This window comes from Pseudomonas germanica, from assembly GCF_019614655.1.
GTDB lineage: Bacteria > Pseudomonadota > Gammaproteobacteria > Pseudomonadales > Pseudomonadaceae > Aquipseudomonas > Aquipseudomonas neuropathica.
On sequence record NZ_CP071586.1, the window covers coordinates 2,248,811 to 2,271,856 of the forward strand.

General features: G+C 57.9%; 26 protein-coding genes and 1 tRNA gene. 21 read left to right on the top strand and 6 right to left on the bottom strand.

Going from position 1 to position 23,046, the window contains the following annotated elements; translation table 11 throughout:
* Positions 1 to 20 precede the first annotated feature (20 nt).
* The gene (locus J0G10_RS09985) at positions 21 to 566 is read left to right on the top strand and encodes a 1,2-dihydroxy-3-keto-5-methylthiopentene dioxygenase (protein ID WP_122594921.1); all 546 of its coding nucleotides are present in this window, start codon (positions 21 to 23) and stop codon (positions 564 to 566) included.
* A gap of 4 nt (positions 567 to 570) precedes the next feature.
* Complete coding sequence (gene mtnC / locus J0G10_RS09990) at positions 571 to 1,254, top strand: acireductone synthase (RefSeq protein WP_095050927.1); 684 nt, start codon at positions 571 to 573, stop codon at positions 1,252 to 1,254.
* Between the two features lie 180 nt (positions 1,255 to 1,434).
* Here the strand turns inward: mtnC and J0G10_RS09995 are convergent, their stop codons facing one another.
* Positions 1,435 to 1,713, bottom strand: a complete 279-nt coding sequence (locus J0G10_RS09995) for a DUF3509 domain-containing protein (RefSeq protein WP_008080936.1) — start codon at positions 1,711 to 1,713, stop codon at positions 1,435 to 1,437.
* A gap of 390 nt (positions 1,714 to 2,103) precedes the next feature.
* Between J0G10_RS09995 and J0G10_RS10000 the strand changes: the two genes are divergently transcribed.
* The 10 genes from J0G10_RS10000 (at position 2,104) to J0G10_RS10045 (ending at position 11,293) form a co-directional block, all read left to right on the top strand.
* Positions 2,104 to 3,942 carry a long-chain-acyl-CoA synthetase gene (locus J0G10_RS10000; RefSeq protein ID WP_095050928.1) on the top strand — a complete coding sequence of 613 codons (1,839 nt, stop codon included), beginning with the start codon at positions 2,104 to 2,106 and terminating at the stop codon, positions 3,940 to 3,942.
* 97 nt (positions 3,943 to 4,039) lie between these two features.
* Complete coding sequence (locus J0G10_RS10005; protein WP_095050929.1) at positions 4,040 to 4,558, top strand: ankyrin repeat domain-containing protein; 519 nt, start codon at positions 4,040 to 4,042, stop codon at positions 4,556 to 4,558.
* A 166-nt stretch (positions 4,559 to 4,724) separates the two neighbouring features.
* Positions 4,725 to 5,255, top strand: a complete 531-nt coding sequence (locus tag J0G10_RS10010; protein ID WP_220558367.1) for a hypothetical protein — start codon at positions 4,725 to 4,727, stop codon at positions 5,253 to 5,255.
* Between the two features lie 77 nt (positions 5,256 to 5,332).
* Positions 5,333 to 5,524 (top strand): PLDc N-terminal domain-containing protein, encoded by a 192-nt coding sequence (locus J0G10_RS10015; RefSeq protein ID WP_007914053.1) that lies wholly within the window; start codon positions 5,333 to 5,335, stop codon positions 5,522 to 5,524.
* A gap of 222 nt (positions 5,525 to 5,746) precedes the next feature.
* A complete protein-coding gene (speE, locus tag J0G10_RS10020) occupies positions 5,747 to 6,622 on the top strand; it encodes a polyamine aminopropyltransferase (protein WP_016982904.1) in 876 nt (291 codons plus the stop codon).
* Between the two features lie 220 nt (positions 6,623 to 6,842).
* Positions 6,843 to 7,076 carry a hypothetical protein gene (locus J0G10_RS10025; protein WP_007914057.1) on the top strand — a complete coding sequence of 78 codons (234 nt, stop codon included), beginning with the start codon at positions 6,843 to 6,845 and terminating at the stop codon, positions 7,074 to 7,076.
* Between the two features lie 209 nt (positions 7,077 to 7,285).
* Positions 7,286 to 7,633, top strand: coding sequence for a ribonuclease E inhibitor RraB (locus J0G10_RS10030; protein ID WP_093441760.1), 348 nt, complete (start codon positions 7,286 to 7,288; stop codon positions 7,631 to 7,633).
* A gap of 487 nt (positions 7,634 to 8,120) precedes the next feature.
* Positions 8,121 to 9,530: a circularly permuted type 2 ATP-grasp protein gene (locus J0G10_RS10035; RefSeq protein WP_220558368.1), complete on the top strand. Its 1,410-nt coding sequence runs from the start codon at positions 8,121 to 8,123 to the stop codon at positions 9,528 to 9,530.
* A gap of 12 nt (positions 9,531 to 9,542) precedes the next feature.
* Positions 9,543 to 10,493 (top strand): alpha-E domain-containing protein, encoded by a 951-nt coding sequence (locus J0G10_RS10040; protein ID WP_016982907.1) that lies wholly within the window; start codon positions 9,543 to 9,545, stop codon positions 10,491 to 10,493.
* Complete coding sequence (locus J0G10_RS10045; RefSeq protein ID WP_007914065.1) at positions 10,490 to 11,293, top strand: transglutaminase family protein; 804 nt, start codon at positions 10,490 to 10,492, stop codon at positions 11,291 to 11,293. Before J0G10_RS10040 ends, J0G10_RS10045 begins: the two co-directional genes overlap by 4 nt.
* A 112-nt stretch (positions 11,294 to 11,405) precedes the next feature.
* On the opposite strand, the gene J0G10_RS10050 is transcribed toward J0G10_RS10045, so the two are convergent.
* Positions 11,406 to 12,227 (bottom strand): c-type cytochrome, encoded by an 822-nt coding sequence (locus tag J0G10_RS10050; protein WP_093441765.1) that lies wholly within the window; start codon positions 12,225 to 12,227, stop codon positions 11,406 to 11,408.
* Between the two features lie 585 nt (positions 12,228 to 12,812).
* Here J0G10_RS10050 and J0G10_RS10055 point away from each other — a divergent pair.
* The 3 genes from J0G10_RS10055 (at position 12,813) to J0G10_RS10065 (ending at position 17,002) form a co-directional block, all read left to right on the top strand.
* Complete coding sequence (locus J0G10_RS10055) at positions 12,813 to 14,018, top strand: acetyl-CoA C-acetyltransferase (RefSeq protein ID WP_220558369.1); 1,206 nt, start codon at positions 12,813 to 12,815, stop codon at positions 14,016 to 14,018.
* 24 nt (positions 14,019 to 14,042) lie between these two features.
* On the top strand, positions 14,043 to 16,187 hold the full coding sequence (locus tag J0G10_RS10060; RefSeq protein ID WP_220558370.1) for a 3-hydroxyacyl-CoA dehydrogenase NAD-binding domain-containing protein: 2,145 nt from the start codon (positions 14,043 to 14,045) through the stop codon (positions 16,185 to 16,187).
* Between the two features lie 92 nt (positions 16,188 to 16,279).
* Positions 16,280 to 17,002, top strand: a complete 723-nt coding sequence (locus J0G10_RS10065; RefSeq protein ID WP_095050934.1) for an amidotransferase — start codon at positions 16,280 to 16,282, stop codon at positions 17,000 to 17,002.
* A 108-nt stretch (positions 17,003 to 17,110) separates the two neighbouring features.
* Here the strand turns inward: J0G10_RS10065 and J0G10_RS10070 are convergent, their stop codons facing one another.
* The 3 genes from J0G10_RS10070 to J0G10_RS10080 form a co-directional block, all read right to left on the bottom strand.
* Positions 17,111 to 18,082 carry a magnesium and cobalt transport protein CorA gene (locus J0G10_RS10070; protein ID WP_220558371.1) on the bottom strand — a complete coding sequence of 324 codons (972 nt, stop codon included), beginning with the start codon at positions 18,080 to 18,082 and terminating at the stop codon, positions 17,111 to 17,113.
* Positions 18,083 to 18,216: 134 nt separating this feature from the next.
* Positions 18,217 to 18,939, bottom strand: a complete 723-nt coding sequence (locus J0G10_RS10075; RefSeq protein ID WP_220558372.1) for a lysophospholipid acyltransferase family protein — start codon at positions 18,937 to 18,939, stop codon at positions 18,217 to 18,219.
* A 213-nt stretch (positions 18,940 to 19,152) separates the two neighbouring features.
* The gene (locus tag J0G10_RS10080; protein ID WP_093441795.1) at positions 19,153 to 19,842 is read right to left on the bottom strand and encodes a crotonase/enoyl-CoA hydratase family protein; all 690 of its coding nucleotides are present in this window, start codon (positions 19,840 to 19,842) and stop codon (positions 19,153 to 19,155) included.
* A 295-nt stretch (positions 19,843 to 20,137) separates the two neighbouring features.
* Here J0G10_RS10080 and J0G10_RS10085 point away from each other — a divergent pair.
* Both J0G10_RS10085 and J0G10_RS10090 read left to right on the top strand, forming a co-directional pair.
* Positions 20,138 to 20,227 (top strand) — tRNA-Ser (locus tag J0G10_RS10085).
* Between the two features lie 143 nt (positions 20,228 to 20,370).
* Complete coding sequence (locus J0G10_RS10090) at positions 20,371 to 20,691, top strand: YbjQ family protein (RefSeq protein ID WP_016985528.1); 321 nt, start codon at positions 20,371 to 20,373, stop codon at positions 20,689 to 20,691.
* A 60-nt stretch (positions 20,692 to 20,751) separates the two neighbouring features.
* Here the strand turns inward: J0G10_RS10090 and J0G10_RS10095 are convergent, their stop codons facing one another.
* Positions 20,752 to 21,036, bottom strand: a complete 285-nt coding sequence (locus J0G10_RS10095) for a hypothetical protein (protein ID WP_095050937.1) — start codon at positions 21,034 to 21,036, stop codon at positions 20,752 to 20,754.
* Positions 21,037 to 21,276: 240 nt separating this feature from the next.
* Here J0G10_RS10095 and J0G10_RS10100 point away from each other — a divergent pair, with 240 nt between their 5' ends.
* The 4 genes from J0G10_RS10100 to J0G10_RS10115 all read left to right on the top strand — a co-directional run bounded on the left by J0G10_RS10100 (position 21,277) and on the right by J0G10_RS10115 (position 23,013).
* Positions 21,277 to 21,465, top strand: a complete 189-nt coding sequence (locus tag J0G10_RS10100; protein WP_095050941.1) for a hypothetical protein — start codon at positions 21,277 to 21,279, stop codon at positions 21,463 to 21,465.
* Between the two features lie 330 nt (positions 21,466 to 21,795).
* Entirely contained in the window at positions 21,796 to 22,167 is a 372-nt protein-coding gene (locus J0G10_RS10105) for a glycine zipper domain-containing protein (RefSeq protein WP_007914079.1), read from the top strand.
* A 137-nt stretch (positions 22,168 to 22,304) separates the two neighbouring features.
* Complete coding sequence (locus J0G10_RS29960; RefSeq protein WP_007914081.1) at positions 22,305 to 22,724, top strand: YMGG-like glycine zipper-containing protein; 420 nt, start codon at positions 22,305 to 22,307, stop codon at positions 22,722 to 22,724.
* 121 nt (positions 22,725 to 22,845) lie between these two features.
* Positions 22,846 to 23,013 carry a hypothetical protein gene (locus tag J0G10_RS10115; protein ID WP_007914082.1) on the top strand — a complete coding sequence of 56 codons (168 nt, stop codon included), beginning with the start codon at positions 22,846 to 22,848 and terminating at the stop codon, positions 23,011 to 23,013.
* Positions 23,014 to 23,046 lie beyond the last annotated feature (33 nt).

Sequence of the window (23,046 nt, forward strand, 5' to 3'; positions counted from 1 at the left end):
GATACCGAGGAATTGCCCCAATGAGCAGCCTGTCCGTCTATCACGTCTCAAGCCCTGAGATTCCGAACAAGGTGCTGACCCACTTTGAAGACATCGCCTCGACCCTGGCCGAGCAGGGCGTGCGCTTCGACCGCTGGCAAGCCGCCGCGAAAATCCAGCCCGGCGCCACCCAGGAAGAGGTGATCAGCGCCTATAAAGAGCAGATCGACCAACTGATGACCGAGCGCGGTTACATCACCGTCGACGTCATCAGCCTGAACAGCGATCACCCGCAAAAAGCCGAGCTGCGCGCCAAGTTTCTCGAAGAGCATCGCCATGGCGAAGACGAAGTCAGATTTTTCGTCGCCGGCCGTGGGTTGTTTACCTTGCACATCGATGATTACGTCTACGCCGTACTCTGCGAAAAGAACGATTTGATCTCGGTGCCGGCCGGCACCAAGCACTGGTTCGACATGGGCGAGCATCCGCACTTTGTCGCGATCCGTCTGTTCAACAACCCTGAAGGCTGGGTTGCCAATTTCACCGGCGAAGACATCGCCGGCCGCTTCCCGCGTCTGGAGGACTGATTCGATGTCGATCAAAGCCATTGTTACGGACATCGAAGGCACTACCAGCGCGGTGAGTTTCGTCTTCGACGTGCTGTTTCCGTTTGCCGCTAAACACCTGCCGGAATTTGTCCGCCAGAACGCCGAGCGCCCCGATGTGGCTGAGCAACTGGAGGCCGTGCGCCGTGACAGCAATGCGCCGCAGGCCGATGTTGAACGGGTTGTTGAAATTCTCTTGAGCTGGATCGAGGAAGATCGCAAAGCCACGCCGCTCAAGGCCTTGCAAGGCATGGTCTGGGCGCAGGGTTATCACGCCGGGCAATTGAAGGGGCATGTTTACCCGGATGCCGTTGAAGCGCTGCAGCGCTGGCATGCTGCCGGTTATCAACTATTTGTGTACTCGTCGGGTTCGATTCAGGCGCAGAAACTGATTTTCGGCTGCTCGGAGGCGGGGGATCTGACGCCGTTGTTCAGTGGTTATTTCGACACGACTTCAGGGCCCAAGCGTGAGGCGCAGTCCTACACCAATATTCAGAAAGCCATCGGCGTTGAACCGGGGGAGATCCTGTTTCTCTCGGACATTGTTGAAGAACTCGACGCCGCTCAGTCGGCAGGCCTGCAAACCTGCGGCCTAGCCCGCGAAGGCGGGGAGTTGGGCAGCCACATCACCGTCGACACGTTCACCGGAATAGAACCCGAAGCCTTCTGACCTCACCGATCTAGTGTGGGAGCGAGCCTGCTCGCGAAAGCGTGCGTTCAGCCAGCATTTTCAGTGGTTGACACACCCTATTCGCGAGCAGGCTCGCTCCCACAGGTTTTGCATAAGCCACAAAAAACAGGCCGTGAAGCGAAAGCTCCACGGCCTGTTTTGTTTAATGCGCTTTAAAAATTACAGCGAGTGATATGTCGGCAGAGCAAAACGCTGCTGGCTCTGCAGCATGGCAATTTGCGGCAACTCACTGGCTTGTTCTGCCAGGTCACGACGAATTGCACTGATCGCCCACGACAGTTGGTCGCCGGCATGCAGTTGTTGATAAGTCAGTGCGCGTTTGAACACTTTGCCGTCGCTGCTGCGCAGGGTCAGCAGGATCCCGCCATCGGGACGTGGCGCAGTGGTGACGTCGAAGTTGGAGAACAGGGAGGTAAATTTTTCTTGGATCAGGCTCATGTCTTTCAGCTCCGTATGCACTTGAATGGCAAGCATGCAGAGGAGGTTGCAGCGATTGTGCCAGCATTTGAAAATAAAATAATCGTTATAAAACAAAGAGTTAAAAATAATGAAAATTCAGGTTGTCGTGCAAAGTGCATGAATGGCCATCGTGCATCCTGCATTTTGCGGGATCGATATCGATTCGATTGAACCAATCGCAGATCCGCAGATCCGCTGCGCTCGCTAAAGAGCAGCGGATACAAAACATTGCAAAAACCGCGTGTACAGCCCGAGAAGCGCTGACGTATTTTCGACCTCGACCTGTGCTCGAATGCGCCGGTTGCTTCAAGTCAAAGCCCGAAAAATAAAAACATCGACCTGCACGTCAAGGTCGAACGGGGAGTTGTCATGAGTCACGCGCCAAGCGACACGATTACCTGGGGCATGATGCTCCGCAAACTGCCGATGATTGCCAAAGCCATCCCGCGGGTGGTCAAGGGCATGAAGGTGGCCAACGTCACGGATCCGACCCAAAGCTGTGGCCTTGGCTGGACATTCGAGCAAGCGACACTGCGCAATCCCGAGGGGCCGGCGTTATTGCACGGCGATGTGCGGCTGACCTATGCGCAGGTCAACCAGTGGGCCAACCGCATCGCTCACTATCTGAACGGGCAGGGCATCGGCAAGGGCGACGTGGTCGCGGTGTTTATCGAAAACCGCCCGGAACTGCTGGTGACCATTCTGGCGCTGGCCAAGGTCGGCGCGGTCAGCGCGCTGCTCAACACCTCGCAGACGCGTGACACACTTGTCCACAGTGTGAATCTGGTGGCGCCGGTGGCGATTATTGTGGGCGAAGAACTGCTTGCGGCGTATGCGGCGATTCGCGATCAAGTAGCGATCACTGCACCGCGCACCTGGTTTGTCGCCGATCAGGACACCTACAGCCATCCGGGCATTGCGCCCGACGGGTACGTCAATCTGATCAGCGCCAGTGCCGACGCCTCCAGCGAGAATCCGCCGAGCAGCCAGCAGATCTTCTTCGACGATCCGTGTTTCTACATTTATACCTCCGGCACCACCGGCCTGCCCAAGGCCGGGGTGTTCAAGCATGGGCGCTGGATGCGCAGCTCCGCCAGTTTCGGCATGATCGCCCTTAACATGAGTCCAGACGATGTCGTCTATTGCACTTTGCCGCTGTACCACGCCACCGGTCTTTGCGTGTGCTGGGGTTCGGCGGTAAACGGTGCCTCGGGCTTCGCGATCCGTCGCAAGTTCAGCGCCAGTCAGTTCTGGAGCGACGTGCGCCGCTACCGTGCAACCACCATTGGTTACGTCGGCGAGCTGTGCCGTTACCTGGTCGATCAACCGGCCAGCGCCGATGACAGCCGTCACGATGTGCGCAAGATGATCGGCAACGGCTTGCGCCCCGGCGCTTGGGCCGAGTTCAAGACACGTTTTGCCGTCGAGCACATCTGTGAGCTGTACGCGGCGAGCGACGGCAACATCGGATTCACCAACATTCTCAACTTCGACAACACCATCGGTTTCTCCCTGATGGCTTGGGAATTGGTCGCCTACGATCATGACAGCGGCGAGCCGATCCGCAGTCCTGACGGATTCATGCGCAAGGTCGGCAAAGGCGAGCAGGGGCTTTTGCTGGCACGGATCGATGAAAAAGCTCCATTGGACGGCTACACCGATCCACAGAAAACCGCCAAGGTCGTGTTGCACGACGTGTTTAGCAAAGGCGATCGTTTTTTCAACACCGGCGACCTGCTACGCAACATCGGCTTCGGCCACGCTCAATTTGTCGATCGCCTCGGCGACACCTATCGCTGGAAGGGCGAAAACGTCTCGACCACCGAAGTCGAAAATCTTCTGCTGCAACACCCGCATATTTCCGAGGCGGTGGCTTATGGCGTGGAGATCTGCAATACCAACGGCCGCGCCGGTATGGCGGCGATCACCCCGGCGGAATCCCTTGCGACGCTGGATTTCGCCGAGTTGCTGACTTTTGCCCGGGAGCGCATGCCAGCTTATGCCGTGCCGTTGTTCCTGCGAGTGAAGGTCAAGATGGAAACCACTGGCACCTTCAAATACCAGAAAACCCGACTCAAGAACGAGGGCTTCGATCCCGGCCAGACGGGAGATGACCCGATCTTCGCATGGCTGCCCGGCACGCAGACTTACGTTCGGGTCACCGATGAAGTGTTGGCGGAAATTCATCAGGGCAAGCATCGTTATTGAATCTGGCTATGGCTCGACTTGAGAAAAAGGGGGTGACAGCCACCGTCTCGCTCGGGAAACTGTCGGCTTTCCGATTGACCGAAAGTGGAGTTGCCCCATGTCCGACCAAAGCCGCCAGATGACCCCTGAAGAAGCTGCCGAATTCACCGAGCAGGTTTTCAACAAGGCGCGCGACGGTGATGCCGAGATGCTTGATCGCCTGGTCACGGCCGGTTTGCCAGTCAACCTGAAGAACAGCAAGGGTGACACGTTGTTGATGTTGGCCAGCTATTACGGCCATCTGGATGCGGTGCAGGTGTTGCTTAAACACAAGGCCGACCCGGAAATGCGCAATGGCAACGGCCAGAGCCCGATTGCCGGCGCCGCATTCAAAGGCGATCTGCCGGTGGTCAAGGCGCTGGTCGAAGCGGGCGCAGAGATCGAAGGCTCGTCGTTTGATGGGCGTACGGCGCTGATGATGGCGGCGATGTTCAACCGCGTTGAAATCGTTGATTACCTGATTAGCAAAGGCGCAAACGCGCAAGCCAAGGACGCCAATGGCGTGACAGCGCTGGATGCGGCCCGCACGATGGGGGCGGTTGATACCACCGCGCAGCTGGAAAAACTGCTGGCCTGACGGGCCTCAAAAGATCGCAGCTTGCGGCAGCTCCTACATTGAACGCGTTGGCCTGCCATTCCGTGGATGAGCGCTGAACGTAGGAGCTGCCGAAGGCTGCGATCTTTTGCTTTGTGCGCTATCCTCCGCGCCCTCGAAATTCACCTTCGCCACAGGATCAGCCCTCATGAAAGCCGCACTCGTCGAACTCATCAGCAAAATCAGCTCTGGCTGCATGGGCGAGGACGAGATCGTGAAAGTGGCTGACGAAGCCGCGCAAGCCTACGCCGATGCCGATGCCTTTCTGGCAGCCAATCCGGACATCAACTACGACGACACATTCCCGATTGCGTTGGGCGAGTGGGTCGTGGTCGGCAGCCTGCCGGAAACCGTGCTGTTCCAGGCCGACACCTACGTTGACCTGTTTGCACAGATCGTCGCCTCGTTCGGCCCTGGTGTGGATTTCAACCTCAAACCCAAGCAACTGGCCAAGACCGAAGCCCTGACTGCACTCAACCGCATCCAGGTGCAAATGAGCAGCATGAACAAGGAAAACGGCGGTTACACGCTGATGGACTTCAGCCAGTTGCTCGACGACGAACTGCAGTTGGTGCTGGTCTACGGTAACGACGTGTCACGGGTGCTGGAGCTGTGCGCCGAAGTTGGTATCGCCGCTGCGCCATCGCTCGAAGCGCTGAAGATAGCCGTGCACGTCTGAGCGAGATAGCAATAAAAGGGAACCCTGCGCGCGACCGTCTATCCTAAAAGTGCATGCCACTATTCTGGAGCGACACCATGGGTTCCACGTTCAACGGTCTGATCGGTCTGATCATCCTCGCCCTCGACATCTGGGCCATCATCAATGTGCTGAAAAGCGGCGCCACCACCGGGATGAAAATCGTCTGGGTGCTGCTGATCATCCTCCTGCCAGTGCTGGGCCTGATCATCTGGGCGATTGCCGGACCGCGGGGCAACGTGCGGATCTGAATCAGCTAACACCGCAATACCCCTGTGGGAGCTGCCGAAGGCTGCGATCTTTTGATGTTGATTGTAAAAAACAAGATCAAAAGATCGCAGCCTTCGGCAGCTCCTACAGGGGGATTGTGGTTGTGAGGTTCGACCTGTCATCTTCGGCAACGTAGAATGCGCGCCTTTCCCGGGCAATCGTCCCCACGATTGGCGCCCGCGCATTCATCGGAGCACTTCACCATGACCGTCACCAAAACCAGCGAGTACCTGGAAACCCTCTACGAAGGCTACGGCCAGCGTTTTCGCATGGAAAAACTGCTGCACGAAGTGCGCACCGAACACCAGCACCTGGTGATTTTCCAGAACCCGCGCATGGGCCGGGTGATGGCGCTGGACGGCGTGATCCAGACCACCGAAGCCGACGAATTCATCTATCACGAAATGCTCACCCACGTGCCAATCCTCGCCCACGGCAGCGCCAAGCGCGTGCTGATCATTGGTGGCGGTGACGGCGGCATGCTCCGTGAAGTGACCAAGCATGCCGGTGTCGAGCACATCACCATGGTCGAGATCGACGGCACCGTGGTCGATATGTGCAAAGAGTTCCTGCCGAACCACTCCAGCGGCGCCTACGACGATCCGCGCCTGAACCTGGTGATTGACGACGGCATGCGTTTCGTCGCCACCACCACGGAAAAATTCGACGTGATCATCTCCGACTCCACCGACCCGATCGGCCCGGGCGAAGTGTTGTTCTCGGAGAACTTCTATCAGGCGTGCCATCGCTGCCTGAACGAGGGCGGTATCCTCGTGACCCAGAACGGTACGCCGTTCATGCAGATTGACGAAGTGAAAACCACTGCCGGTCGCCTGAACAGCCTGTTCCCGGACTGGCACTTCTACCAGGCAGCCGTGCCGACCTACATCGGCGGCTCGATGACTTTCGCCTGGGGCTCGACCAATCCGGCGTACCGCAAACTGAGCCGTGAAACCCTGCAACAGCGCTTCATCGGCAGCGGCATCGTCACCCGCTACTACAACCCGGAAATCCACATTGGTGCGTTCGCCTTGCCGCAGTACGTGCTGCAGGCGATCAACAAGCCAAGCAACGACTGAATAATCGCTGCAAGTCTTTGTAGGAGTGAGCCTGCTCGCGATTACGGTTTGTCTACCAACATCAGCGTTGGATGAGAAATCGCTACCGCGAGCAGGCTCACTCCTACAGTCGATGTCGTTTTTTTCATCTTCGCCCGTTGTAATCCTTTTGAACCAACTTTCGGCGTACACAGTCGAGATAGGTGTAAGCCCATTTGCGGGTTTGATCGAGGAGGCACCGATGCAAAAGTGGAAAGTCACTTTCGTGGACGATCATGGTGAAATTGTCGATGAGGTGTTCGAGCGCGCGGAATGCCCCAGCGACGATGAGGCCGCTCGATTGATCAAGGCACGGCTCCTGCCCGTCGCCGCCGAACTGGATCTGAACGATCTGGAAGGGCGCACCGCCGATGCTGGCGTCAAAAGCCTGAAAACCCAGAACAGCATCGAAATCCGCAGCATCACCCCAATCTGAAATACTTCTTGTCACCTTCAACACCAGGCCTTGGCAGCAGCTCTATCTTGGGGCTACTCTGCAAGCGAGATCAGCGAACGGATCGCTAAGGTCTGGTCTTGTCAGCTACATGCTTGTTCCCGCGTGCAACCACGTTGCCGTCGTACTTTGGCCAAAGGCCCGGGGCGGGAATACGGAAAGTCTATCCATCTATGCGAGGGGGACGATTCATGAGCACAGCCTATCAAGAAGACATCAGCAGCAATGTTCTGCGCCGCATGAAAGAAGGCGGTTTCGATTTTTCCCGATTCCATCCCATCGAGTTCTACGCAATTTTCCCGGACGAGGAGCGGGCGCGCAGGGCGGCAGGCAAATTTCGCGGTGAATCCATCAATGCCCAGGTCAGCCTGCGTGATGACGGTGCGTGGGCGCTGGAATTGAGCAAAGTGATGTACGCGACATATGACGATATCGGCGACTTCGAGCAGGGATTCTCTGCCGTGGTTGAACCTCTGGGTGGCATTATCGAAGGCTGGGGTGTGAAGCAGGAGGTGCGCAACCGCCACCGTTTGAACTGATCTCTGGTTTCATTTGTTGAGCAACGGCTGACCTTCGGGTTGGCCGTTGTCATTTCCGGCATAAGCAAAACGCTGTGGCAAAACCCTGAAACAAGAAACCGAGGCAAAAAAAAGCCACCGGAGAGGGTGGCTAAAAGGGAAGACCGATAAGGAGAGGAAACCGGTCAGGGTTACAGCGGGGCGGGCCGCCGAGTCGATCCCAATCAGTTGAGCTGGCCGCTTCATGGCGCCGGGGCCGGTGAAGATTTGCAGCGAATGTGCGGATTATCCGCAGGCAGCGCCGGGCAGTGAAATCAACTCTGACTATGCTGGTGATAGGCGATGCAGTGCGTCGCAATGAAGCGGGGGCAATCCGGTTGGGGCATTTGCCGCACAGGAATGGTGCGGTGCCTGCTGCGTGTATTTCCAACCGATTGAAATCAAAGCGTTTATGCCGATGGCACGGGCCTTGCGAAGGCCTGTATGTCCGGGTGACAAGGAGTACGGCATGATCCGCACCTATTTTGATGAGATGTACGATGCCGGCGGCCAGGTTCGCCCGCATTATCGGGAGTTCGCCCGATGGCTGGCTGATACGCCGGATGAGCTGTTGGCCCAGCGGCGACGCGAGGCCGATCTGCTGTTCCATCGCGCCGGCATCACGTTCACGCTCTATGGCGACGAGCAGGGCACCGAGCGCCTGATTCCTTTCGACACCATCCCGCGCAGCATCCCTGCCAGTGAATGGCGAATCGTCGAGCGCGGGTGCATCCAGCGGGTCAAGGCGTTGAACATGTTCCTCGCCGACCTCTATCACGAGCAGCGCATTATCAAGGCCGGGATCATTCCCGCCGAACAGGTGCTGGCCAACGAGCAATATCAGTTGGCGATGCAAGGCCTGGATCTGCACCGCGATATCTATTCGCACATCTCCGGCGTCGATCTGGTGCGCGACGGCGACGGCACTTATTACGTGCTCGAAGACAACCTGCGTACACCGAGCGGCGTCAGCTACATGCTCGAAGACCGCAAGATGATGATGCGCCTGTTCCCGGAGCTGTTCGCCGCGCAGCGTATTGCCCCGATCGATCACTACCCGAACCTGTTGCTCGACACCCTGAAAAGCTCAAGTCCGATCGATGACCCGAGCGTGGTGGTGCTGACGCCGGGGCGCTTCAACAGTGCGTTCTTCGAGCACGCATTCCTGGCGCGGGAAATGGGCGTGGAGTTGGTGGAAGGCGCGGATCTGTTCGTTCGCGACGACAAAGTTTTCATGCGCACTACGGACGGCCCGAAAGCGGTGGACGTTATCTACCGTCGGCTCGACGACGCGTTTCTCGATCCACTGGCGTTCAATCCCGATTCGATGCTCGGTGTGCCGGGGCTGCTGTCCTCTTATCGCTCGGGCAACGTGGTGCTGGCCAACGCCATCGGCACCGGCGTAGCGGACGACAAATCGGTGTATCCGTTCGTTACTGACATGATCCGGTTCTACCTCGACGAAGAGCCGATTTTGAAGAACGTACCGACCTGGCAATGCCGCAACCCGTCTGAACTTTCTCATGTGCTGGCCAATCTTCCAGATCTGGTGGTCAAGGAAACCCAAGGCTCAGGCGGTTACGGAATGTTGGTCGGGCCGGCATCGACGAAAGCGGAAATCGATACTTTCCGCGAACGGATCAAAGCCAAACCCCATGCGTACATCGCGCAACCGACGCTGTCGCTGTCGACCTGTCCGACCTTTGTCGAAAACGGCATCGCGCCGCGCCATATCGACTTGCGTCCGTTTGTCTTGTCCGGGCGCGAAACCCGGGTGGTTCCCGGCGGTTTGACCCGTGTGGCGCTGCGCGAAGGCTCCTTGGTGGTGAATTCCTCCCAGGGTGGCGGAACCAAGGACACCTGGGTGGTCGAGGATTGAAGGAAGCTTGCCATGTTAAGTAGAACTGCCTCGGATCTGTATTGGATGTCGCGTTACCTGGAGCGGGCGGAAAACCTCGCCCGGATGCTCGACATCAGTTATTCGCTGTCGCTGATGCCGCAGGACGGTCGTGGCGATGGTTTGCACGAATTGGCCATGCCGTTGCTGATCACCGGTACCCTTGACGATTACCTCGAGCGCCATGGCGCGCTACATGCTGAGCGTCTGCTGCATTTTTTTGCCCTCGATGCGGCTAACCCGGCGAGCATTTACAGCTGCCTCGGCGCGGCGCGGGCCAGTGCCCATGCGGTGCGTGGGCGCATCACGGCGGACATGTGGGAGAACATCAATTCGACGTGGCTGGAAATTCGCGGCATCGCCGAACAGGGCCTCAGTCGCTATGGCATGAGCCGTTTCTGCGAATGGATCAAGGAACGTTCGCACCTGTTCCGTGGTGCGTCGTACGGCACGATCATGCGTAATGATGCGTTTCGTTTCATTCGCCTCGGTACGTTCATCGAACGCGCGGACAACACCCTGCGATTGCTCGATGCGCGCTATGAAATGGCTGGCGATCAGGCTGAAGCAGTCAGCGACGGTACGGCCCACGCCTACTACCAGTGGAGCGCCTTGCTGCGCGCCTTGTCGTCATTCGAGGCCTACACCGAAATCTACCGCGATGCGCCCGGCGCCCGGCATGTTGCCGAGTTGTTGCTGTTGCGTGCCGATGTACCGCGTTCACTGCGTGCCTGCACCGAAGAGATCGATCAGATTCTCGCGCAACTGCCCGGTGCCAATGGCCGTCCGGCACAGCGTCTGGCGGCAGAGATGGACGCGCGCCTGCGCTACACCGGCATCAACGAAATTCTCGAGGAAGGCCTGCACGCGTGGCTGACCGAATTCATCCCGCTGGTGCGCCAGTTGGGCAACGCCATTCACAGTTCCTACCTGGAGGCTGCATGAGACTTTCCATAAGCCACGAGACCACCTATCACTACGAGGATCAGGTGCGGGCGAGCATCCAGTACCTGCGACTGACGCCACACGATAGCGAACGTCAACACGTGTTGAGCTGGCAGCTCGATCTGCCGCGCCCGGTGCGTGCGCAACTCGATCCGTTCGGCAATATCCTGCATGTGCTGACCATGGACGAGCCGCACGAAGCGATCATCATTGGTGCGCGCGGGCAGGTCGATATCGACGAACTGCGCGAGGCCGAGCATGAGAGCCAGTCGGCGCTGCCGTTCCTGCGCTTTACCCGTTTGACCGAGGCGGATGAGGCGTTACGCGCGTTCGCCGAGAAATCCTGCAAGCAGCGGCGTGATCGCACAGCGCTGATCGATCTGATGCACGGCTTGAATCAGCACATGACCTACACGCCGGGGTCCACCGAGGTCGACACCAGCGCCGCCGAGGCCTTCGCCGGGCGTGCGGGTGTTTGCCAGGATCATGCTCACGCGTTTCTGGCTTGCGCACGCAGTCTCGGGATTCCGTCGCGTTATGTGTCGGGGTATCTGTACAGCGAGGATTGCGAGCATCTGGCCAGCCACGCCTGGGCTGAAGCGTGGCTGGATGACGCCTGGTACAGCTTTGATGTGACCAATGAACTGGCGCGGCCCGAGCGCCATCTGAAACTGGCGGTAGGTCTGGATTATCTGGATGCCTGCCCGGTGCGCGGTATGCGCCGGGGCGGTGGGTGTGAGCAGATGCATGCGAAAGTGTTCGTCTCGCCAACTCCGATCATCTCGGTGCAACAACAGTAAACGCCGTACCCCTGTGGGAGCGAGCCTGCTCGCGATAGCGGTCTGTCAGTTACAAATGTGCTGACTGATACACCGCTATCGCGAGCAGGCTCACTCCTTTAAGGAAATGTGCTCAGGGCTTAACCTTGCGCCCGGCCATGTGCTTGAGATATCCCACCAGCATTTCCAGATCCCCCTCCGGTAACACCTCCACCGAAAACCCTGGCATCTTCGCCTGCGGCCACTGACGCAAACTCTGCGGATCACGAATGTAGCGCTTGAGGAAGTCCGCGCCGAAATACTCGGTCGGGCTGTAAGGAATATTCAGATCCGGCCCGAATTGCGCATCACCCGCACCGTTCAACCGGTGACACGCCAGACAGTTTTTCTGAAACAGCGCAAACCCTTGATTCACCGGGTCATCTGCCTTCAACGCAGGATCCGGCAGCAGGGCAGGGAAGCGTTCGGCCACCGGCGCCATGCGCTTGATGCTCGCGACTTCGAACGGCCACTGCTCCGGGCTGATATTGCCGGCCTGCGGATCGGTCCAGACCAGGTAGAACGGCCCGGCGCTGTGCTTGCCTTCCGACAGCGGTGGCCACGGCTGCGCCGGATCTTCGATGGCCAGCCATGCTCGCGCACCTGTTGTATTAAGCAACGGCGCAGCTGACAACTCGGCGGCAAAGCCGTCCAGTGCCACCGCTTGCAGGTGATCCTGCGGTTTGATCCCTGTCAGTAATGCGGCCACAGGCACGGCGCGATAAGTCATGTCCTTCTTGTAGGACACATCGTTTTTGATCGTCAGGGTTTGCACTTGAGGATGCTTGAGCAATTCCTCGGTCTGCCAGGTGCGGCTGCTTGCGCCCAGTTGCAGATCCAACTGGGCGGCAGACAAGGGCATGCTCAGCAGCATGGCCCCGAACACAATGAGCGCTTTCAAATGATCGCCGTCCATGTCGTGAGAGTGCGCCAAGGTTGGCACAGCCACGCTGGCCCGGGTAGCGGGCCAGTCACATTTTCAGTGGCGATGAACAGCGCCTGCCGCTCGACTCAGCCGATGACCTTGGTCAGATTCGGCAAAATCAACAACAGCGTCGTGGCGAAAAGAATGAGCCCTGCTTGACGAACTTTCGGTTGTTTGAACATGGCTTGACCGCCTTTATTGTTATTTCCTGATGCCTGCCTGCATATCCATGACGGCAAGCGCTGCACTTCCTGTTGAAGAACGTCTGCCTCGGCAAAACCCGACGACCCTGACGTACATGTTCTACATTAGGGGCCGCGTCACGCTTGGCTTAGATCCATTTCATATGGAATGCTTGCCAGATGCGATAAAAAAGGCATGAGGCTTATTGCCAGCTTCTTTGCCGGCCGCTGGCTAGACAACTCGCCGACCTGAACCGGTTCACCCAGCTGCCGATGACCGTCCGTCTGAGCGTGTGCGTCAACCGCATTGAGCGCTGTGGTCATTGAATCCATGGCCGCACGGGTCAAGAGTGGAGTCACAAGCAATCACTCCCCGCACAGGTTCGAGGACGTCATGACCCAAGCTTTGATATTCGATGCGTTACGCTCGCCCCGTGGCAGAGGCAAGGCCGATGGCGCCCTGCACAGCGTCAAACCGGTGAATCTGCTGGCCGGTCTGCTGGCCGCGCTGCAAGCGCGCACCGCGCTGGACACCAGTCAGGTCGATGACGTGGTCATTGGCTGCGTGACGCCGATTGGCGATCAGGGCTCGGACATCGCCAAAACCGCAGTGCAAGTGGCCGATTGGGACGTCAGTGTCGCGGGTGTGCAGATCAACCGTTTCTGCGCCTCGGGACTCGAAGCGGTCAACCTTGGCGCAATGAAAGTGCGTTCGGGCTTCGAAGACCTGGTGGTGGTCGGTGGCGTCGAGTCGATGTCGCGGGTGCCGATGGGCAGCGACGGTGGCGCCTGGGCGCTGGACCCGCAAACCAACCTGCACAGTCATTTCACTCCGCAAGGTGTTGGCGCGGACCTTATCGCCACGCTGGAAGGCTTCAGCCGTCAGGACGTCGATGCCTATGCGCTGCACTCGCAACAGAAGGCCGCGCGGGCCCGGGCTGACGGCTCGTTCAACAAGTCGCTGGTGCCGGTGCAGGACCAGAACGGCATCATTCTGCTCGATCACGATGAGTTCATTCGTGCCGAGTCGACTCTGGAAGGCTTGGGCAAGCTCAAGCCGAGTTTCGAAATGATCGGCCAGATGGGTTTTGACGCCACGGCGCTGCGGGTCTACAGCCATGTCGAACGCATCAATCACGTGCACACCCCGGGCAACAGCTCAGGGATCGTCGACGGTGCAGCACTGATGCTGATCGGCTCCGAATCCAAGGGGCGTGCGCTGGGCCTGCAACCTCGGGCGCGCATTGTCGCCACGGCGGTCACCAGCACCGATCCGACCATCATGCTCACCGGCCCGGCGCCGGCAACGCGCAAGGCACTGGCGAAGGCCGGGCTGCGCGTTGAAGACATCGACCTGTTCGAGGTCAACGAAGCGTTTGCCTCGGTGGTGCTGAAGTTCATCAAGGACATGGCGGTCGACCCGGACAAGGTCAACGTCAACGGCGGTTCCATCGCTATGGGCCACCCGCTGGGCGCGACCGGTTGCGCGATCCTCGGCACCTTGCTCGATGAGCTGGAAGCGCGGCGTCTGCGCTATGGCCTGGCGACGCTGTGCGTCGGCGGCGGCATGGGCATTGCCACCATCATCGAACGCCTCTGAGCCCCGAATTCAAGGAACCTTGTTATGAGCGAAGCCATTCGTTACGAAAAAGGCCAGGACGCGATCGTCGTGCTGACCATCGACATGCCGGGCCAGAGCGCCAACACCATGAACGCCGTTTACCGCGAGGCCATGGCCGCTTGCGTTGCCCGTCTGGTGACTGAAAAAGACCAGATTGCCGGGGTCATCATCACCTCGGCGAAGAAAACCTTCTTTGCCGGCGGCGACCTTAAGGAGCTGATCAAGATCGGCAAGCCCGAAGCCAAAGCCTTCTACGACATGGTGCTGACCCTCAAAGCGCAGTTACGCACCCTAGAGACCCTCGGCAAACCGGTGGTCGCGGCGATCAACGGCGCGGCGCTGGGTGGCGGTTGGGAAATCTGCCTCGCCTGTCACCACCGCGTGGCGCTGGACGATGCATCAGTGCAACTCGGTCTGCCGGAAGTAACTCTCGGCCTGTTGCCGGGCGGCGGCGGGGTGGTGCGCATGGTGCGTATGCTTGGCATCGAAAAAGCGCTGCCGTATTTACTCGAAGGCAAGAAAGTGCGTTCGCAACAGGCGTTGCAGGCGGGTTTGATTGATGAGCTGGCGGCGGATCGCGATGAATTGCTGGCCAAGGCGCGCGCCTGGATCGTTGCCAATCCGACGGCAGTGCAGCGCTGGGATGTGAAGGGTTATCAGATTCCGGGCGGTACGCCGTCGAATCCGAAAGTCGCGCAGATGCTGGCGATTGCGCCGTCGATTCTGCGTAGCAAGACCCAAGGGACAATGCCGGCGCCGGAGAAAATCCTCTGCGCGGTAGTCGAGGGCGCTCAGGTCGATTTCGACACCGCGCACTTGATCGAAACCCGTTACTTCACCGAACTGACCACCGGGCAGATCTCGAAAAACCTGATTGGCACGTTCTGGTTTCAACTCAACGAGATCAATGCTGGTGGTTCGCGGCCGCAGGGTTTTGCGCCGTATGTCACGCGTAAGGTCGGCGTGCTTGGCGCAGGGATGATGGGCGCGGGTATTGCCTTTGTCAGTGCTTCGGTGGGCATTGAAGTGGTGCTTAAGGATGTCAATTTGGTTGCCGCCGAGAAAGGCAAAGCACATTCTGCGGCGTTGCTGGACAAGAAAGTCGCCCGTGGGCAGATGGATGCTTTGAAGCGTGATGAGATGTTGGCGCGGATCACCCCATCCGAAAGTGATGCGGATCTCGCGGGTTGCGATCTGATCATCGAAGCGGTGTTTGAGGATCGCGATCTCAAGGCCAGGGTTTCCTCTGCCGCCCAGCAAGTTGTCGGCGCCGAAGCGGTCATCGCTTCGAATACATCGACGTTGCCTATTACCGGGCTGGCAAAGGCTGTGCCTGATCCTGGCAAATTCATCGGCCTGCATTTCTTCAGTCCGGTGGAAAAAATGCCGCTGGTGGAAATCATCAAAGGTGCACAGACCACCGATGAAACGCTTGCCCGAGGTTTTGATTTCGTCCTGCAAATCAAGAAAACCCCGATCGTCGTCAACGATAGTCGCGGCTTCTTTACTTCACGCGTCTTCGGCACCTTCACCAACGAAGGTATCGCCATGCTCGGCGAAGGCGTGAGCGCGCCGATGATCGAGACCGAAGCGCGCAAGGCCGGGATGCCGGTCGGGCCTCTGGCGATCTCTGACGAAGTTTCCCTCAGCCTGATGAGCCATATCCGTCAGCAAACCGCCAAGGACCTACAGGCAGAAGGGAAACCGCTGATTGAACACCCGGCCTTCGCCGTGATTGACTTGCTGCTTCACGAGTACAAGCGTTCGGGCAAAGCTGCGGGTGGCGGCTTCTATGATTATCCGGTCGGCGCGCAGAAACATTTGTGGCCCGAGCTGAAGCCGCGCTTCGAGAAGCCCGACGGGCAGATTTCGCCTAAAGACGTGCGTGATCGGCTGTTGTTCGTGCAGGCCATTGAAACGGTGCGTTGTGTGGAAGAGGGCGTGCTGACCTCGACGGCGGATGCCAACGTCGGCTCGATCTTCGGTATCGGTTTTGCGCCGTGGACCGGCGGTGCGTTGCAGTTCATCAACCAATACGGAGTGAAAGATTTCGTCGCCCGCGCGCAGTATCTGGCTGAGCAGTATGGCGAGCGTTTCGCACCGCCCGCGCTGCTGCTGGACAAAGCGGCAAAAGGTGAAATGTTCTAAGGACAACGCGCATTCCGGGGCTTGCCTTGCCAGGGGGTTTCAAGGCAGGCTCTGGGGTGTTCATTATTCCCATCACGTGTCAGGTATTTTTTATGTCGCTACGCATCTGCATTCTGGAAACCGACATCCTGCGTCCAGAACTGGTCGATCAATATCAGGGTTACGGGCAGATGTTCCAGCGCCTGTTCTCACAGCAACCGATTGCCGCCGAGTTCACCGTCTACAACGTGATGCAGGGCGAATACCCAAGCGACGACCAGACCTTCGACGCGTACCTGGTCACCGGCAGCAAGGCCGATTCGTTCGGCACTGACCCGTGGATTCAAACCCTCAAGGAATACCTGCTGAGCCGCTACGAGCGCGGCGACAAACTGCTCGGCGTATGCTTCGGCCATCAACTGCTGGCGCTGCTGCTCGGCGGCAAGAGCGAGCGCGCGACCCAGGGTTGGGGTGTCGGTACCCACAACTACAAACTCGCGGCCAAGGCGCCGTGGATGAACCCGGTACGCGAAGAGCTGACGCTACTGATCAGTCACCAGGATCAGGTCACTGCGCTACCGGAAAACGCCACCGTCATTGCTTCGAGTGATTTCTGCCCGTTTGCGGCGTATCACATCAACGATCAGGTGCTGTGCTTCCAGGGGCACCCGGAGTTCATCCATGATTATTCGCGGGCGCTGCTGGATCTGCGTCAGGAAGCGCTGGGTTCGCAAATCTACAGCAAAGGTGTGGCGAGCCTGGAGCAGGAACACCATGGCGCTACGGTTGCGGAGTGGATGATGCGTTTTGTGGCGCACAAACCAGAAACTGTCTAAGGCCAAAAGCTTCGCGAGCAGGCTCGCGCCCACATTGGATTTCCGGTGCGCCACCGATCAATGTGGGAGCGAGCCTGCTCGCGAATGTTCCAGACAACTCTGTCTGCTCTACAACCATCCAGACCTCTTGAAGCTTGCCCACAAACTCACACACCCCACCGTAATAAACCCCAGCACTCCGAAATAGCCGTAGTGCCAGCTCAACTCCGGCATGTTCTGGAAATTCATCCCGTAAATCCCCGCAACCGCCGTCGGAAACGCCAGAATCGCCGCCCAGGCAGCAAACTTGCGTTGCACCACGCTTTGCCGTGACGCCTCGAGCAACACACCAATCTCGATGGTCTGGCTGGCAATGTCGGCCAAGGTGGTCAGGTCTTCCATTTGCCGCGTGACGTGAATCTGCACATCACGAAAGTACGGGCGCATGTTCTTGTCGATAAACGGGAAACTCAGCTTCTGCAGTTCCTCGCCAATCTCCACCATCGGCGCCGCGTACCGACGCAGGCGTACGACATCGCGGCGCAAGCCATGCAGCCTCTGAATGTCATGCTCATTCAACGCGCTGCACAACACGTTGCGCTCCAGCTCATCGATCTCGGCATGGATCGCTTCGCCGACTGGCTGATAGTTCTCGATGACAAAATCGAGCAACGCATAAAGTACGAAATCTTCCCCGTGCTCCAGCAGCAGTGGACGTGCCTCACAACGTTGGCGTACATGGGCGTAGGACGCCGAGTGGCCATTACGCGCGGTGATGATGTAGCCCTTGCCCGCAAAGATGTGCGTCTCGATAAATTGCAGAACGCCGTTCTCGCGGATGGGGGAGTAGGTGACGATAAACAAAGCGTCGCCAAAGGTTTCGAGCTTCGGTCGACTGTGTTTTTCCAGGGCGTCTTCAATGGCCAGTTCGTGCAGGTTGAACTGACGTTGCAGGTTGGACAGCTCTTGAGCGTCCGGCTCTTCCAGACCGATCCACACAAAGTGACCGGTTTTCGCAGCCCAGGCAGCGCCTTCGTCGAGGGTAATATTGGTGACTTTCTTGCCTGCGCTGTACACCGCAGCAGCAACAACTCGACCCATGGTGGTGATTCACTTCTTCTTGGCAGGTGGCAGGGAATTCAAGGCTTCAGCTTAGCCGTGTCGCTGCTTGAGAGTCAGTGAAATCTGTACAGTTCACCGGGTAAAAGAAAACCCGCACAGGGCGGGTTGTCTTTTCAGGCAGCTTGCAGTTGCCGATCCATCGATTCAATGCACTCGCGCATCTGCTCGCGACACTGATTGATGAGCATGGGCATGTCGTCCATGGTCAATCCGGCTGTAGGAATCGCCGGCAACGAGCGTATGAGGATTTTCCCGCTGCGCCAGCGATTCAGACGCATGTGCTTGATGTAACTGCTCACGCAAACCGGAACGATCGGTACACCAGCGGCAATTGCCATCTGGAACGCACCTTTCTTGAAGGGCAGCAATTCTTCGCCGAGGTTGCGTGTGCCTTCCGGGAACACCCAGATCGAGGTGTCTTTGTTCTGCAGGGTGTTGGTGGTGGTGAGCATCGATTGACGCGCCTTGTGCGCATTGCCACGGTCGATCAACACATTGCCGGCCAGCCAGAACAGTTGCCCGAACAGTGGCACCCACTTGAGGCTCTTCTTGCCGATGCACACGGTACGGCGCGGCACGACGTTTCCGAACACGAACAGGTCATAGTTGGACTGGTGGTTGGCGATGATCACGCAGCTATCGGGTTTGTTCAGCAAACCGCTGACATCGGATTTCACCCGTAAACGCAAAATACACATCGCTGGTAGCGCATAGAGGCGGGCGCACAGACGGCTGTTGTCCGGATTGAACGGGCGGCAGATCCCGAGAATCACCCCGAGCACGCCGGCCAGAATAAAGTGCAGGCCCATCAATAACATACGAAACACGAACAGCATTTTCAGGCCCCACCGGGACAAAAGGTGGCGCAGTGTACGGATGTGCACTGTTTTCGGCAATTGCCGCTATAGAGTGCGGAGATAGCCGATGTTTAAGCGCATGTTTCAGAATGGAGGGTCAGACCTGTCCTAGAGCGGTCGCAGACTTTTAAACCATGCGTGCAAGAAAAAGCCCGACACGACGGTCGGGCTTCTTTTGCGCATCAGCCGGGCTTAGCCCAGATGCTCCTGATCCTGGATGATCGCGTTATCCAGAGCTTCCAGCAGCGCTTTACGCACCTTCAACTTGGTGTTCTTGTGCGCGAGCATGTTGATCTTCTTCAACTGACGCGCAGCGGCGAGGGCGGCACCTTGCAGCTCTTCGGCGGCAACCACCTTGTCGAGGAAGCCGGCATCCACGGCGCTTTTCGGATCGAACATCTCGCCGTTGATCACCGAGCGGTGGAACGCCGAGCGACGCAGACGATCACGCGCCAACTCGATACCTGCGTTATGCATTGTCATGCCGATCTGCACTTCGTTCAAACCGATGCTGAACGGGCCATCGACACCGATGCGGTAATCAGCAGACAACAGAATGAAAGCGCCTTTCGCCACCGCGTGACCTGGGCATGCGACGATGACCGGGAACGGGTGAGAGAGCAGGCGACGCGCCAAGGTCGAACCCGCGGTTACCAGCGATACGGCTTCCTTAGGGCCGGCGGTCATGACTTTCAGGTCATAGCCGCCGGACAGAATCCCTGGCTGACCGGTGATGATCACGATGGCACGATCAGTCACCGCCTGATCCAGCGCCGCGTTGAATGCCGCAATCACGTCCGGAGAAATGGCATTGACCTTGCCGTTGCTCAAGGTCAGGGTCGCGATACCGTCTTCGAGGTGGTAGGAAATCAACTCACTCATGACGCTATTCCTTGTAAGAAAGATGGGCAGACGTTACCCACCGCCGCAGGCCAGGTAAAGCGCCGTGACTGACTCGCCAGTCACCGTTTCACGGCGTAGCCAGCGCGGCGAGGCATTCTGCTTCTATATAGAAGGGTCACCTCCACCGAAGATTGGCCGGTTTGCCATGGCCTACCAGCGAGCAAAACGACTTTTTCTCTTAACCGCATGAAAATTCTGAAAAAAAGTTTGCCATCGGAAAAGCTTTCGACTACATTAGCGCGCCTCGACAGACAGAACATGTTTGAAGAGATACGGTGAAGTGTCCGAGTGGCTTAAGGAGCACGCCTGGAAAGTGTGTATACAGGAAACTGTATCGAGAGTTCGAATCTCTCCTTCACCGCCATATTCAGTACTCAAAACCCCTGATTTCGAAAGAAGTCAGGGGTTTTGTGGTTTCTGGCGTCTGGATTTTATTGGCAGCGGCGTGAAGTCTGCTTTGAGCCATTACAATCGCGAATTTATTCATCCTTGTAGGGACGACACTCCATGATCATTTCCACCACTCACGCCATTGAAGGCCGGCAGATCACTGCATATCTGGACATCGTCAGTGCCGAGTCGGTGCAGGGGGTCAATGTGATCCGTGACATGTTTGCCGGTATGCGTGATTTTTTCGGTGGGCGTTCGCAGACGCTGGAGCGGGCTTTGAAGGAGGCGCGTATTCAGGCGACCGAAGAAATACGGGAGCGTGCGCGCGCTCTGCAGGCTGATGCGGTAGTCGGGGTGGACTTTGAGATCAGTATGCCCGGCGGGAAGGGCGGGATGGTTGTGGTGTTTGCGACGGGTACAGCGGTGAAGTTGCGCTGAGTTTGTTGGACGGTGTGTGAGCCCATTCAGAGATTGAACGGGCTCAATCTTTCTGTGTGATCAGCCTTGTGGCTTGAGGATCACGGTGCCTCTTTCGTCATAGGTCAGTGGTGTATCAATGGCGACCAGAGGGGGTGTATCAGAAGGCGGGTTGGGTTCGACTGGCTTGCTGGGATGGTAAATGACCCCTGGTTGCAGAACCGGTGTATCCGGACCCGGAGACTTGATGGTGATTTCACCGGAAGCGATCTTTTCCTTGAGTTTTTCAGCGCCAGCCTTGCCGGCTGCGATCTGTTCGTCCGTGAGTTTTACGACAGGCATATTGGGGAATCCGTTGATTTGCATGTTCTCTCCTTGAGATTCATTTGTATGAAAAAGGTCAACGGCCTGTCTCTGCAATTCTTTAGCGGTGCAGGACCAATGGCACTTCATCGCGTTGAGTTTTTGTAGGCCATTCGTCGGGCATCAGGAGATCTGAATAACAAGTCCAGGAATGACCAGCTAGTCTCAAAAGCGTTGGAGGTCGATATTTTTTCAGGCGAATGGGTTTTTGCCGGTGTCGACCGGTGGCGAAGGGGCGATGGTATGACTGATCCGTATATCGAAGACGATGGCGCTGAATTTTCCTTCAATAACTGTGTACGGTGCGGTCAGACCGAGTACCAGTCAGGCTTTGGCGAGGACCGGGTGCAGACCGGCAAGATCAAATCCACAGCACCGAAAGGACCGAAGGCAAAATTTCTACCCAAGGTCAGCGCGCGATCCAGAAAATAATCTGTCACTGCATAACCCCGTCATTGAACGGGGTTTTTTATGGCTGATTGAGTGAGAGAAATGTCCTACGCACTTCGGTGGCAAATGCGGGGGGGGGGGGCTTTCACAAACTTTTCACGTCTACCGCGGTAGGGTGAAGCCATCCGTTAGAAAGCAAGTCTCCAGCCCGTCTCCCCAGCGGGCTTTTTTTTGCCTGTCATAAAACCTTTTGCAGAATCGCTGTCCAATCGGCGCCGAGTACGCGAAGCCTCTGATTTCGTCTGGACTTTTGCGCGGCGACGGCATTAAATCCCGGCCCTTTTTGTCATCCCAATTTTTGAGGTTTTCGTCATGCGTTTAACACTGCCTGCTCTGGTTCTGGGGCTTCTGGTTGCTCAAGGTGCAATGGCTGCCGGTGATGGCACCGCGGCGCTGGGCGGTGGTCTGGGTGGCGCACTGGGTAATGTCGTCGGCCAGAAAATGGGCGGCAGCACTGGCGCGGCAATCGGTGCTGGCGTAGCAGGCGCGGCGGGCAGCGCAGTGGCGGCGCGCAAGGGGAGCCGGACCAAAGCGGCGATTGGCGGCGGTGTTGGCGCAGCGGGTGGTTCGGTGATCGGCAACAGCCTGGGCGGCAAGACCGGTGCGACCATTGGTGCAGGCCTGGGCGGTGCGGCGGGCGGCGCAGTGGGCAGTAACTTGTCCAAAGGTCACAAGCGTCACTGAGACTAATCCCTTGTCAGAAAAAGCCCGGCTCGATGTCGGGCTTTTTCATGGCTGAACGTTTTTCCCGTTTGCGTCTCCAATCTCACATAGGCCCATGTCTGGGCGGACTGTCCCTCTTCGGGAACTGTGAGGTTCATATGCGCTTGTCATTATCTGCACTGTTTTTCGGTTTGCTGGTAGCACAAGGGGCGATGGCCGCTGGTGATGGCACCGCCGCTGTGGGTGGCGGCTTGGGCGGCGCGCTCGGCAATGTGGTCGGTGGACAACTCGGTGGCAGTACTGGCGCGGCGGTAGGTGCGGGTGTTGGCGGCGCGGCCGGGAGTGCCGTCGGGGCGAATAAACGCAACCGAACCGAAGCCGCCATTGGCGGTGGTCTCGGCGCGGCGGGTGGCTCGGTCGTTGGCAACAGCCTCGGCGGCTCTACGGGTTCGACCATTGGCGCGGGGTTGGGCGGTGCGGCGGGTGGTGCGGTCGGTAATAACTTGGGTGACGATGGTGGCTCTCATTCGGGCGGCGGTCATAAACACAAAAACAAACATAAAAACCGCCATCATTGATGGTGGGTTAAACGGAAACCCGGCATTTTGCCGGGTTTTTTGCATTTGCTCGTCAGACTCTGGAACGATTGGCTGTAGGGCTTTTCGAACGTCATACACTCCCTGAAATGACGAGGTTGCCATGACTCCTGAAACCGAAGGCAAGGAAGAGAAAGGTTCGAGTGGACTGCCATTTATCAATGACCCGGGGAATGAGGACCCGGGATCGTTGATGGATGATGCGACGGTGCCGTTGAATGATTCGGATGAGGCGGATATGGAGTATGAAGAGGATGAGGATGAGCAGTGAGGGGAATAGGTTGGGTTGAAAGTCTGGAATTGG

What these genes read in the sequence shown, in the direction of transcription:
- J0G10_RS09985 (WP_122594921.1), top strand. Translation starts at nt 21, where the DNA reads ATGAGCAGCCTGTCCGTCTATCACGTCTCAAGCCCTGAGATTCCGAAC.
- mtnC (WP_095050927.1), top strand. Translation starts at nt 571, where the DNA reads ATGTCGATCAAAGCCATTGTTACGGACATCGAAGGCACTACCAGCGCG.
- J0G10_RS09995 (WP_008080936.1), bottom strand. Translation starts at nt 1,713, where the DNA reads ATGAGCCTGATCCAAGAAAAATTTACCTCCCTGTTCTCCAACTTCGAC.
- J0G10_RS10000 (WP_095050928.1), top strand. Translation starts at nt 2,104, where the DNA reads ATGAGTCACGCGCCAAGCGACACGATTACCTGGGGCATGATGCTCCGC.
- J0G10_RS10005 (WP_095050929.1), top strand. Translation starts at nt 4,040, where the DNA reads ATGTCCGACCAAAGCCGCCAGATGACCCCTGAAGAAGCTGCCGAATTC.
- J0G10_RS10010 (WP_220558367.1), top strand. Translation starts at nt 4,725, where the DNA reads ATGAAAGCCGCACTCGTCGAACTCATCAGCAAAATCAGCTCTGGCTGC.
- J0G10_RS10015 (WP_007914053.1), top strand. Translation starts at nt 5,333, where the DNA reads ATGGGTTCCACGTTCAACGGTCTGATCGGTCTGATCATCCTCGCCCTC.
- speE (WP_016982904.1), top strand. Translation starts at nt 5,747, where the DNA reads ATGACCGTCACCAAAACCAGCGAGTACCTGGAAACCCTCTACGAAGGC.
- J0G10_RS10025 (WP_007914057.1), top strand. Translation starts at nt 6,843, where the DNA reads ATGCAAAAGTGGAAAGTCACTTTCGTGGACGATCATGGTGAAATTGTC.
- J0G10_RS10030 (WP_093441760.1), top strand. Translation starts at nt 7,286, where the DNA reads ATGAGCACAGCCTATCAAGAAGACATCAGCAGCAATGTTCTGCGCCGC.
- J0G10_RS10035 (WP_220558368.1), top strand. Translation starts at nt 8,121, where the DNA reads ATGATCCGCACCTATTTTGATGAGATGTACGATGCCGGCGGCCAGGTT.
- J0G10_RS10040 (WP_016982907.1), top strand. Translation starts at nt 9,543, where the DNA reads ATGTTAAGTAGAACTGCCTCGGATCTGTATTGGATGTCGCGTTACCTG.
- J0G10_RS10045 (WP_007914065.1), top strand. Translation starts at nt 10,490, where the DNA reads ATGAGACTTTCCATAAGCCACGAGACCACCTATCACTACGAGGATCAG.
- J0G10_RS10050 (WP_093441765.1), bottom strand. Translation starts at nt 12,227, where the DNA reads ATGGACGGCGATCATTTGAAAGCGCTCATTGTGTTCGGGGCCATGCTG.
- J0G10_RS10055 (WP_220558369.1), top strand. Translation starts at nt 12,813, where the DNA reads ATGACCCAAGCTTTGATATTCGATGCGTTACGCTCGCCCCGTGGCAGA.
- J0G10_RS10060 (WP_220558370.1), top strand. Translation starts at nt 14,043, where the DNA reads ATGAGCGAAGCCATTCGTTACGAAAAAGGCCAGGACGCGATCGTCGTG.
- J0G10_RS10065 (WP_095050934.1), top strand. Translation starts at nt 16,280, where the DNA reads ATGTCGCTACGCATCTGCATTCTGGAAACCGACATCCTGCGTCCAGAA.
- J0G10_RS10070 (WP_220558371.1), bottom strand. Translation starts at nt 18,082, where the DNA reads ATGGGTCGAGTTGTTGCTGCTGCGGTGTACAGCGCAGGCAAGAAAGTC.
- J0G10_RS10075 (WP_220558372.1), bottom strand. Translation starts at nt 18,939, where the DNA reads ATGCTGTTCGTGTTTCGTATGTTATTGATGGGCCTGCACTTTATTCTG.
- J0G10_RS10080 (WP_093441795.1), bottom strand. Translation starts at nt 19,842, where the DNA reads ATGAGTGAGTTGATTTCCTACCACCTCGAAGACGGTATCGCGACCCTG.
- J0G10_RS10090 (WP_016985528.1), top strand. Translation starts at nt 20,371, where the DNA reads ATGATCATTTCCACCACTCACGCCATTGAAGGCCGGCAGATCACTGCA.
- J0G10_RS10095 (WP_095050937.1), bottom strand. Translation starts at nt 21,036, where the DNA reads ATGCAAATCAACGGATTCCCCAATATGCCTGTCGTAAAACTCACGGAC.
- J0G10_RS10100 (WP_095050941.1), top strand. Translation starts at nt 21,277, where the DNA reads ATGACTGATCCGTATATCGAAGACGATGGCGCTGAATTTTCCTTCAAT.
- J0G10_RS10105 (WP_007914079.1), top strand. Translation starts at nt 21,796, where the DNA reads ATGCGTTTAACACTGCCTGCTCTGGTTCTGGGGCTTCTGGTTGCTCAA.
- J0G10_RS29960 (WP_007914081.1), top strand. Translation starts at nt 22,305, where the DNA reads ATGCGCTTGTCATTATCTGCACTGTTTTTCGGTTTGCTGGTAGCACAA.
- J0G10_RS10115 (WP_007914082.1), top strand. Translation starts at nt 22,846, where the DNA reads ATGACTCCTGAAACCGAAGGCAAGGAAGAGAAAGGTTCGAGTGGACTG.